This is a genomic window from Maribacter spongiicola (assembly GCF_004364165.1).
GTDB lineage: Bacteria > Bacteroidota > Bacteroidia > Flavobacteriales > Flavobacteriaceae > Maribacter > Maribacter spongiicola.
Genome location: NZ_SOAY01000011.1, coordinates 1,054,401 through 1,065,987 on the forward strand (window position 1 = coordinate 1,054,401; position 11,587 = coordinate 1,065,987).

Annotated in this window: 7 protein-coding genes; 6 read left to right on the top strand and 1 reads right to left on the bottom strand. The window is 35.4% G+C overall.

Going from position 1 to position 11,587, the window contains the following annotated elements; genetic code table 11:
• Positions 1–68: 68 nt before the first annotated feature.
• Complete coding sequence (locus CLV90_RS13060) at positions 69–2,666, bottom strand: DUF6923 family protein (protein ID WP_133687904.1); 2,598 nt, start codon at positions 2,664–2,666, stop codon at positions 69–71.
• Between the two features lie 254 nt (positions 2,667–2,920).
• On the opposite strand from CLV90_RS13060, the gene CLV90_RS13065 reads away from it, so the two are divergent.
• The 6 genes from CLV90_RS13065 to CLV90_RS13090 all read left to right on the top strand — a co-directional run bounded on the left by CLV90_RS13065 (position 2,921) and on the right by CLV90_RS13090 (position 11,498).
• A complete protein-coding gene (locus CLV90_RS13065; protein ID WP_133687905.1) occupies positions 2,921–4,693 on the top strand; it encodes an AMP-dependent synthetase/ligase in 1,773 nt (590 codons plus the stop codon).
• Between the two features lie 380 nt (positions 4,694–5,073).
• Positions 5,074–5,505 (top strand): MarR family winged helix-turn-helix transcriptional regulator, encoded by a 432-nt coding sequence (locus tag CLV90_RS13070; protein WP_133687906.1) that lies wholly within the window; start codon positions 5,074–5,076, stop codon positions 5,503–5,505.
• 33 nt (positions 5,506–5,538) lie between these two features.
• On the top strand, positions 5,539–7,944 hold the full coding sequence (locus tag CLV90_RS13075) for a 3-hydroxyacyl-CoA dehydrogenase/enoyl-CoA hydratase family protein (RefSeq protein WP_133687907.1): 2,406 nt from the start codon (positions 5,539–5,541) through the stop codon (positions 7,942–7,944).
• Positions 7,945–8,043: 99 nt separating this feature from the next.
• Entirely contained in the window at positions 8,044–9,234 is a 1,191-nt protein-coding gene (locus tag CLV90_RS13080) for an acetyl-CoA C-acyltransferase (protein WP_133687908.1), read from the top strand.
• A gap of 47 nt (positions 9,235–9,281) precedes the next feature.
• On the top strand, positions 9,282–9,638 hold the full coding sequence (locus CLV90_RS13085) for a four helix bundle protein (RefSeq protein WP_133687909.1): 357 nt from the start codon (positions 9,282–9,284) through the stop codon (positions 9,636–9,638).
• A gap of 48 nt (positions 9,639–9,686) precedes the next feature.
• Positions 9,687–11,498, top strand: a complete 1,812-nt coding sequence (locus CLV90_RS13090; protein WP_133687910.1) for an acyl-CoA dehydrogenase family protein — start codon at positions 9,687–9,689, stop codon at positions 11,496–11,498.
• The last annotated feature ends 89 nt before the right edge of the window (positions 11,499–11,587 follow it).

An 11,587-nucleotide genomic window follows, 5' to 3' on the forward strand; every position in this document is an offset into this window, starting at 1 on the left:
TTCATAAAAAAGCAAAAGCTGTGCACTCCCATGTCTGGGGTACACAGCTTTTTTACAACCAAAACGTATTATTTAACCAACAATCTACCGCTCCAAGTTTTTTCACTAGAGTTTTGTAATTTGTATAAGTATAACCCCGGGGATAGGTCTTTTCTTTTTATTGTTATTTCATTCTGACCTGCGTTACTTTCACCTTCCATATGATGGCTACCAAGTAATTTACCGCTCAATGAATAAATATCTAGTTGATAGGTATCTGCCTTTTCTTCGTAAAAGAATAAACTAGAGCTTTCTATCATTGGGTTCGGATATACAATCGACTTGTTTAAATCTGAATCGACAAACTCTTGACCTAGTTCACGATTATGAAAATCTATATGCTGTAACTCCATCGACTTCTCTTCCGCATACCCATTTTCAGCAACTAGATTAAAAGAAAGGACTTTTATATCAGAGAAATCAGTACCTGCATCTGAGTCATTTTTAAAATCGGTTGCTAATAAGGTGTATTCATCCATTTCACTTTCCAAACTAATACTAGTTTTATAAATTGAACCATCACCTTTTATCAACTGCACATCTAAATTCCCTGTCCCTTTTGCCTCAAAACTTACTTTGCCATATTCACTTAAATCGACAGCCGCAAACCTCGGACTCATAGCGCGGTACACGCCTAAATAGTTACTAGTACTACCTTCTAATTTTATATTTCTTTCTATAGGATATCCTTCTCCAACATATGGTCCAACTGCCGGTAATACTTCATAAGTAGCTACAGTTGTTTCTTCAGCAGAATCATCTAAGCCCCATGGCGCATCGGCAACAAAAAGATCATCTGGTGTCATACCTAAACCAGCACTTATTCTAAAACCTAAATCGAACAAGGTCCCTGTTTTTAAGGCTACGGAATCTAAGTACCCGTCAATATCTGCAGTTACTCCTAATACTTCAGTATCACTAGTTTCGGTCAATTTTAATCCGCCTTCTAGATTAATACTTTGAGAATTGTTATTGTTCACTAAATTCAATAAAACTTCTCCGTTCTTATAGCTGGCAGACTTTACGAAAACTGGCGGCGGCGTTGATCCGTTATATTGTGTGATAGCTGCATTAACTTCTAATAAATTTAAAATTTCATCGGCTAGCAATAATAAATCATCTACCGAATTTGACCAAATCTGAAAATTATAATACCCATTATCGCTGGCATAAGCATCAATATTCCAATGAGATTCTATCGTAAAATTACCATCAGCATTTACCCTCGCTGAGAAAGTTAAAGCAAATTCAAGACTACCGTCTGGTTGTTTAATAATGGACTTGATAAAATCTTTTTCTCGTAACTGAATATTTGAAACCGATAATAATTGTGCTCCAAGAAAACGGTCGCAGATAAACTTGCTGTGCTCATAAACCTTGTCATCTGTTTTAATGACCATTAAAGATCCTAAATTTTCAGAACCGTTTAAGTAATCTACCGAATAGATATCTGATGCATTCGTTAAGTCTAATAAATCGCTAGGTGATGATTCTATTGTACTTGTCTCGCCTACTACACCCAATGGCACTAAGCTATTTAAAGGTATTTCATCAATCGCTGTTTTAGAGGTTAGTCCGTAGAAAGCATTTTTTACTAACTTCTTCGCATTTAACTTATCAAATACATAATTGGTTTTTGCCCTATTAAAGTTTCTTTTACTAATTAAGTTCGCTAGCCTATCGTTACTTTCTAATCCGCCTTTGTTAGCACTAGAAGTGGTTACAATTACCGGACAAGCAGCGACACCAGAACATGATGGGTCATCGCAATCTACCAATCCGTCACCATCGTCATCTATACCATTCATACAATCTTCTTGCGGCACCGGTGCTGTGGGGCAACGTGCACCATCATTACTAGATGCAGCCGGACCGAATGCAAAAATATTTGAATTCATATTTCCGTCCGTAATATTTTGGACTTCCTCAATTTTATAGACTGAACCTGTTTGATTGGCAGAAATGTAGAAGTTACCATCAACATCAAAGTAGACTGCACCAAAAGTATAGCTCAACCCTTCTATAATAGGTACTTCACCTAGGTTGTAAACTTTACCTGTTTCGGGATCAATTTTGTATAGTTTCCGAGAGCCTCCTTCTACTGTGTACAACATACCATCCGCCGCATTGAAAGCCCAATCGGCAATTCCTAAACTTTGACTTAATTGGAAAGCGCCTAAGTATTGAAGATATGTTGGTGAATCTGGATTAATATCTACTTTAAAATAAGAGGAACCTCCTGCTTTAAAATAATAAATACCGTCAGGAGAAATATCACCAACATACTTATTCCCCGTTGGTAATTCTGCTATGGTATATTGATTTACAGTATAGTTTTTTCCAATTCTTACTATGGTACTAGATGGGGTCGATAAATACCCCCATAAATAACCGTCTGTTGGGTTGTAACCTACACCGTTTACATTTCCTGAAGTAATATCCTCAGCTACCAAATAAGAACTACCTGATGCAAGATCTAATGCATATATATCATTATATTGAAACAAATAAGCATTAAAATCGCAGTTGAAAGGTTCTGCCTGTGCGTTCATATTAGAACTAATAAGTGCTATAATAATGATAGCAAGTGAGTTCAAAAATATGTTTTTAAAGTATTTTTTTTCCATGTCTTCTACGATTTGGGAATATTCTTAATACTCAAATCTAATGGAAATATTTAAAGAATTTTCCTACAAATATTTGAGATGTATACATAACACGCTCAAATACAATTTATTGTAGATGAATGGCGAAATTCGATGCATTACATTGTAATAGTCTAGAATTAAGAATATTGTAACGAGATGCTAGTTTATTTAACAATACAATTTTAAAATATGGAGTTCTTTCACTATTTTGCAATTCTTATTAGAAATTACATATGCAGAAAGTTACCCGTCTTTTTGACTTCCCTTATTACCAACTTGAAAAACATGCTTTAAAAGAGGCGTTGGTGTCAAAAATAAATGGAGAGTGGATAAAAACCTCTACTCAAGAATATATAGACAAAGCAAATGCTATTAGCCGTGGGCTTTTACGTCTAGGTGTTAAACCTAATGACAAGATTGCCGTAATATCACTTACCAATAGAACGGAGTGGAATATTATGGACATCGGTATTCTTCAATTGGGTGCACAAAATGTACCAATATACCCTACTATATCTGAAGAAGATTACGCCTATGTGCTCAATCACTCTGAAGCAAAATTCTGTTTTGTTTCTTGTGATGAAGTATACAACAAAGTACTTTCAATTAAAGATCAGGTAAAAAGCTTAGAAAATGTCTACTCTTTTGAAGAGGTTTCTAATTGTGATAATTGGAGCAAAGTTTTAGAATTAGGTACAGATACTTCAAACCAAGACGAAGTTCAGAAATTAATGAATGCCGTTACACCAAACGATTTAGCAACATTAATCTATACTTCAGGTACAACAGGTAGACCTAAAGGTGTTATGCTATCGCATAATAATTTGGTAAGCAATGCTATTGAAAGTTCTAAACGTTTTCCGATAGAAGACGGAAAAACCAAGGCATTAAGCTTTTTACCCCTATGTCATGTATATGAGCGAATGTTAATTTACTTGTATCAATTTAGAGGTGTTTCTATTTACTATGCTGAATCTTTAGAAAAAATTAGTGATAACCTGAAAGAAACTAGTCCGCATGTAATGACAGCGGTACCTAGACTTTTAGAAAAAGTATATGACAAAATATATGCAAAAGGTACGGAGCTTACCGGCATTAAAAAGAAACTATTCTTTTGGGCGGTAGACTTGGGTCTTAAATATGAACCATACGGTCAAAACGGATGGTGGTACGAAACACAGCTTTCTATTGCCAGAAAATTAATTTTCAGCAAGTGGAAAGAAGGCTTGGGCGGTAACCTAGGTTTGATTGCTTCTGGTAGCGCAGCTTTACAACCTAGATTATCTAGAATTTTTAATGCTGCGGAATTCGGTCTCATGGAAGGGTACGGACTATCTGAAACTTCACCTGTAATTTCTGTAAATGATATGCGCGAAGGCGGATTCAGAATTGGTAGTGTTGGTAAACCTATTGATCGTACTGAAGTTAAGATTGCCGCAGATGGTGAAATATGTATTAAGGGGCCACAAGTAATGTTAGGTTACTATAAGGATGAGGAGAAAACAAAAGAAGTCATTGTTGACGGTTATTTTTTAACCGGAGATATTGGGGAATTGGATAGCGACGGATTCTTAAAAATCACAGATCGTAAAAAGGAAATGTTTAAAACCTCTGGTGGTAAATACGTCGCTCCTCAACTTTTAGAAAATCGATTTAAACAATCACCATTCATTGAACAAATTATGGTAATCGGTGAAAGTGAAAAAATGCCGGCCGCATTAATACAGCCAAATTTTGAACATATTAAAGAATGGGCCAAAAGAAAGAATATTGCTGTAGGTGATAATACCGATATTGCAAAAAACGAAAAAGTTATTGCTAGAATTGATGAAGAAGTTGCTCTAGCAAATGAAAGCTTTGCCAAATGGGAAAAAATTAAACAATTTAGATTGACCCCTGAAGTTTGGAGTATCGAAGACGGACACCTTACCCCTACCATGAAAATGAAACGAAAAATAATTAAGGAAAAATACATTGACCTTTACAATGATATTTATGAGCATTAAGTAATGCTTTGAAGTTTTTAAAATTTCAATTCATAAAATTGAAATTCATAATATATACCACATTTCAACTTGAAATTCCTAAAATGGTTTGTTGAAATGTGGTATTGTTGTTTTATCTATTAGGTTTTTACTAATATATTGTTTTCTCAAATTCCATTATTAGTTGTCATAGATTTCAACTATATATTGTTACTACAATTTGTACAAATACAATACTTGTAGCTATTTTTAGTCTATCCATAGCGGAGTGAATAAAATAGTATTAGTATACCACTGACCACATAACATACTATTACTGTAAGATTTGAACATTATTATTTTACTAATTTATTATGCATGCATAATAAATTTTCTTATATTTGGAAACCAACAAATAGAGTATGAAAGAAGCAACGATAGATTATGCGTTGAGAGCTACATGGCAAGCAGTAGCTAGAATGTATAATGAAGAAGCAAAGAATTTTGATTCTACTATGGCTGTTGGTTTTACATTATTAAGTATTGATCCAAAAACGGGTACACCTTCTACTTCATTAGGTCCAAAAATGGGAATGGAAGCTACTAGTCTTTCTAGAATCTTAAAAAGTATGGAACAAAAAGGTCTTATTTTAAGAAAACCCAACCCCAGCGACGGCAGAGGCGTTCTTATTTATTTAACTGATTTCGGACTAGAGAAAAGAAACGATTCTAAAAGTACAGTTCTTAGATTTAATGAGGCAGTAAAAAATGAAGTTACAGATGAAAAATTAGAAAGTTTTTTTGAAGTTACAGATGCCATCAATAAACTCATTGCAGACAAAAAATTATTTTAATACAACTTATCAAATTAATACAGCATAAATTACATGAACAAGCACATTAAAAAAATAGCGGTAATTGGCTCAGGAATAATGGGTAGCGGTATAGCCTGTCATTTTGCAAATATTGGCGTAGAGGTTTTATTGTTAGATATTGTTCCTAGAGAACTGAATGACAAAGAGAAAGCAAAAGGTTTAACCTTGCAAGACAAGGTAGTTCGCAATAGAATGGTAAATGATTCTTTAACGGCAGCGCTGAAATCTAAGCCATCACCTATCTATCATCAAAATTTCGCAAACCGTATTACTACCGGTAATATGGAAGATGATATTTCAAAAATATCTAAAGTTGATTGGATTATTGAAGTTGTAGTTGAACGATTAGATATTAAAAAACAAGTTTTTGAAAATATTGAAAAGTACCGTACTCCGGGTACTTTAATTACCTCTAACACTTCTGGTATTCCTATCAAATTTATGTCTGAAGGTAGAAGTGATGACTTTCAAAAGCATTTTTGTGGTACCCACTTTTTTAACCCAGCACGTTATTTAAAACTTTTTGAAATTATCCCTGGTCCTAAAACAGATGCTGATGTATTAAGCTTTTTAAATGGATACGGAGAAAAGTTTTTAGGTAAAACTTCTGTAGTTGCTAAAGATACTCCTGCCTTTATTGGTAATAGAATTGGAATTTTTAGTATTCAAAGTCTTTTCCATATGGTAAAGGAAATGGATATGACCGTTGAAGAGGTTGATAAGCTTACCGGTCCTGTAATCGGTAGACCAAAATCTGCTACATTTAGAACTGTTGATGTTGTTGGTTTAGATACTTTGGTACACGTTGCCAATGGTATTTATGATAACTGTAAAGATGATGAGCGTCACGATTTATTTAAACTACCTGGTTTCATCAATACTATGATGGAGAACAAATGGTTGGGTAGTAAAACAGGACAAGGTTTCTATAAGAAATCGAAAGATGCAAAAGGTAATACCGAAATACTAACGCTTGATTTAGATACGATGGATTATCGTTCTAAAAAGAGTGCAAAATTTGCCACGTTAGAACTAACAAAAACGGTTGATAAGGTAGTTGATCGCTTTGCAGTACTTTGTGGTGGAAAAGATAAAGCAGGTGAATTCTACCGTAAGAGTTTCGGACAGTTGTTCGCTTACGTTTCTCATAGAATACCTGAAATAACAGATGAGCTTTATAAGATCGATGATGCCATGAAAGCTGGTTTTGGCTGGGAACATGGTCCATTTCAAATTTGGGATGCCGTTGGTTTAGATAAAGGTCTTGAATTTATTAAAGCTGAAGGTTTAGAAGCTGCAGCTTGGGTTCAAGAAATGAAATCTAACGGTAAAGACTCTTTTTACTCGGTAAAAGAAGGAAGTACCTATTTTTATGATATTCCGAAAAAATCCATGGAAAAAATTCCTGGACAAGATTCATTTATCATATTAGATAACATTAGAAAATCTAAAGAGGTATTTAAAAATGCCGGTGTTGTAGTTGAAGATTTAGGTGATGGAATTTTAAATGTAGAATTCCAGTCTAAAATGAATACCATTGGTGGTGATGTTTTAGCTGGCTTGAATAAAGCAATAGACATGGCCGAAAAAGATTTCCAAGGTTTGGTTGTAGGTAACCAAGCTCCGAATTTCTCTGTAGGTGCAAATATTGGTATGATTTTCATGATGGCAGTCGAGCAGGAATATGACGAGCTGAACATGGCAATTAAAATGTTCCAAGATACGATGATGCGCATGCGTTACTCTGCTATTCCAACAATTTCTGCTCCACATGGTATGGCATTAGGTGGTGGATGTGAAATTTCACTACATGCAGATAAGGTTGTTGCAGCAGCTGAAACCTATATGGGACTTGTAGAATTTGGAGTTGGTGTCCTTCCTGGTGGAGGTGGCTCTAAAGAAATGGCATTACGTGCACAAGACACTTTTAAGAAAGGTGATGTTGAATTAAACGTATTGCAAGAATATTTCTTGACTATTGGTATGGCAAAAGTATCTACTTCAGCCTACGAAGCTTTTGATTTAGGATTGCTGCAAAAAGGTAAAGACGTTGTAGTTGTTAATAAAGACCGTCAAATAGCAACTGCAAAAGCACATGCAATTTTAATGGCAGAATCTGGATACACGCAGCCAGCAGCTCGCAATGATATTAAAGTACTAGGCAAACAAGCCTTAGGTATGTTCGTTGTAGGTACAGATGCTATGGAAGCAAGCCACTATATTAGCGAACACGATAAGAAAATTGCAAACAAGCTTGCTTATGTAATGGCAGGTGGTGATTTATCAGAGCCTACATTAGTATCTGAGCAATATCTATTAGATATAGAGCGTGAAGCTTTCTTATCTCTATGTACAGAGAGAAAAACTCTAGAACGTATTCAGCATATGTTGAAAACGGGTAAGCCATTACGTAACTAAAATTACGTAGCTGTTAGCCTGTAGCAATTAGCTATCGGTCTATTATAAAACATTAATTAAATGCTAATAGCTAAAAGCTAATAGCCAAAAGCATAAAAAATGAAAACTGCATATATAGTAAAAGGATATAGAACTGCTGTTGGAAAAGCTCCGAAGGGTGTTTTCCGTTTTAAGCGAACTGATGAATTGGCTGCCGAAACCATCGAGTATATGATGAAGGAATTGCCGCAATTCGATAAAAAACGTATTGATGATGTTATCGTAGGTAACGCAATGCCAGAGGGTTCTCAAGGTTTGAACATGGCAAGACTAATTTCATTAATGGGATTAGATATTGTTGATGTACCAGGTGTAACGGTAAATAGATTCTGTGCATCAGGTCTAGAAACTATTGGTGTTGCCGCAGCTAAAATTCAAGCAGGTATGGCCGATTGTATTATTGCTGGTGGTGCAGAAAGTATGAGCTCTGTTCCAATGACAGGTAATAAACCAGAATTGAACTATGATTTAGCAAATTCTGGTCATGAGGATTATTACTGGGGAATGGGTAATACTGCTGAAGCTGTAGCAAATGAGTACAAAGTATCTCGTGAAGACCAAGATATGTTTGCTTACAACTCTCATATGAAAGCGTTAAAAGCACAAGCAGAAGACCGTTTTCAAAGCCAGATAGCACCTATTGAAGTTGAAGAAACATATTTGGATGCTAACGGAAAAAAAGCACATCGTAAATATACAGTAACCAAAGATGAAGGACCCAGAAAAGGTACTTCTGTAGAGGTATTAAATAAACTTCGCCCAGTTTTTGCAGCAGGCGGAAGTGTAACCGCTGGTAACTCATCTCAAATGAGTGATGGTGCGGCATTCGTTTTAATCATGAGCGAAGAAATGGTAAAAGAATTAAATCTTGAACCAATTGCTCGTCTAGTAAATTATGCTGCTGCTGGTGTACCACCTAGAATAATGGGTATAGGACCTATTGCCGCTATTCCGAAGGCATTAAAACAAGCAGGTTTAAAGCTTAACGACATTGATTTAATAGAATTGAACGAAGCCTTCGCTTCACAATCTTTAGCAGTAATGCGCGAATTGAAAATAAATCAAGATATCGTTAACGTAAATGGTGGTGCAATTGCACTTGGTCACCCACTAGGATGTACAGGAGCAAAATTATCTGTGCAATTATTTGACGAAATGCGTAAAAGAGATATGCAAGGTAAATACGGTATGGTTACCATGTGCGTAGGTACAGGTCAAGGTGCTGCCGGAATATTTGAATTTTTAAATTAAATAATAAGAAGCTAGAGAATAGAAAAGAGATTAAAGATTAATACTTAATGGCTTTGAGGCATAACTATAGAAACTTGAAAATTTGGAAGCTAGGTTTAGAAATAGCTAACGACATTTCAGATGTACTATTAAGTTTTCCCAAACATGAAAGATTTGATTTAAGCTCTCAAATGAGTAGGTGTTCAATTTCAATCCCAAGTAATATTGCAGAAGGGTCGGCAAGAACAGATAAATCTTTTAGTCATTTTCTAAGTATTACTTTAGGTTCTTCTTTTGAATTAGGGACACAATTATTAATTGCGAATAATAGAAATTATATAACTGATTATAAATTAAAATTACTTGAAGATAAAATTGAAGAATTTCAGAAAATGACCATGGGCTTTCAAAATAGCCTTTCATAAATCTATTTTCTATTTTCTCAATTCTAACTTCTAAATACTATTAACAACATGAGTACAGATACAGCAAAAAAAGATATTCTTAGAGGAGGACAGTTCCTCGTAAAAGAAACCAATTGTGAAGATGTTTTCACATTAGAAGATTTGAATGAAGAGCAACGCATGATGCGTGAGAGCACCAAAGAATTTGTTGACAGAGAACTTTGGGCACATTGGGAGCGTTTTGAGAATAAAGATTACGCTTTTACAGAAGAAACCATGCGTAAAGCTGGTGAATTAGGACTATTAAGTGTGGCTGTACCAGAATCATACGGTGGTATGGGTATGGGTTTTGTCTCAACTATGTTGGTTTGTGATTACATTTCTGGAGCAACTGGTTCTTTCAGTACTGCTTTTGGAGCGCATACAGGAATTGGAACTATGCCAATTACACTTTATGGATCTGAAGAGCAAAAACAAAAATATGTACCAAGATTAGCTTCTGGAGAATGGTTTGGCGCTTATTGCCTTACGGAGCCAGGTGCTGGTTCTGATGCAAACTCAGGAAAAACTAAAGCTGTTCTTTCTGATGACGGAAAATCATACAGTATTACAGGTCAGAAAATGTGGATTTCAAACGCAGGTTTCTGTAATATGTTTATCGTATTTGCTCGTATTGAAGATGATAAAAATATTACTGGATTCATTGTAGAAAATGACCCAAGTAACGGTATTACCTTAGGTGATGAAGAAAAGAAATTAGGTATTCACTCCTCTTCTACGCGTCAGGTATTCTTTAATGAAACTAAAGTTTCTGCTGAGAATATGTTATCTACAAGAGGTAACGGTTTCAAAATTGCAATGAATGCATTGAACGTAGGTCGTATAAAATTAGCGGCTGCTTGTTTAGATGCACAAAGAAGAGTTATCGGTGAAGCTACTAAATATGCTAACGAACGTATTCAGTTCAAAACTCCGATTATGAACTTTGGCGCTATTAAGTCTAAAATCGCCGAAATGGCAACTAGCGTTTATGTTGATGAATCTGCCAGTTACCGTGCTGCTAAAAATATAGAGGATCGTATTGCAATGCGCGAAGCGGAAGGTAATACACACCAAGAGGCTGAACTTAAAGGTGTTGAAGAATATGCTATCGAATGTTCTATTCTTAAAGTAGCTGTTTCTGAAGATTGTCAAAAAACCACAGATGAAGGTATTCAGATTTTTGGAGGTATGGGCTTTAGTGCCGATACACCAATGGAATCTGCTTGGAGAGATTCAAGAATTGCCCGTATCTATGAAGGTACAAACGAAATCAACAGAATGTTAGCTGTAGGTATGCTTGTGAAAAAAGCAATGAAAGGTCATGTTGATCTTTTAGGCCCTGCTACTGCTGTTGGTGAAGAGTTAATGGGAATTCCTTCTTTCGATGCTCCAGATTTTTCTGAACTATTCGCTGAAGAAAAAGATATTTTGAAGAGACTTAAAAAAGTTTTCTTAATGGTTGCTGGATCTGCAGTACAGAAATACGGAGCGGAATTAGAAAATCACCAACAATTAATGTTGGCTGCATCTGATATTCTTATTGAAGTATATATGGCTGAATCTGCTTTATTACGTACAGAGAAAAATGCAAAACGATTTGGCGAAGAAGCACAAGCTACTCAAATAGCCATGTCTAGATTATACTTGTTCAGCGCTACTGAAACCATCATAAATAAAGGAAAAGAAGCTATCGTTTCTTTTGCTGAAGGTGATGAGCAAAGAATGATGTTAATGGGACTTAAACGTTTCACGAAATATACAAACTACCCTAATGTAGTTGCCTTACGCACACAAATTGCCGATAAGGTTGCCGCAGATAACGGTTATACGTTTGACTAATTCAGATTACCTTTTGTTGTTTGGTAACTTGAATACTAAACCGTCCCAATTGGGGCGGTTTTTTTGTTTGGTAAATATTGATATTGCGA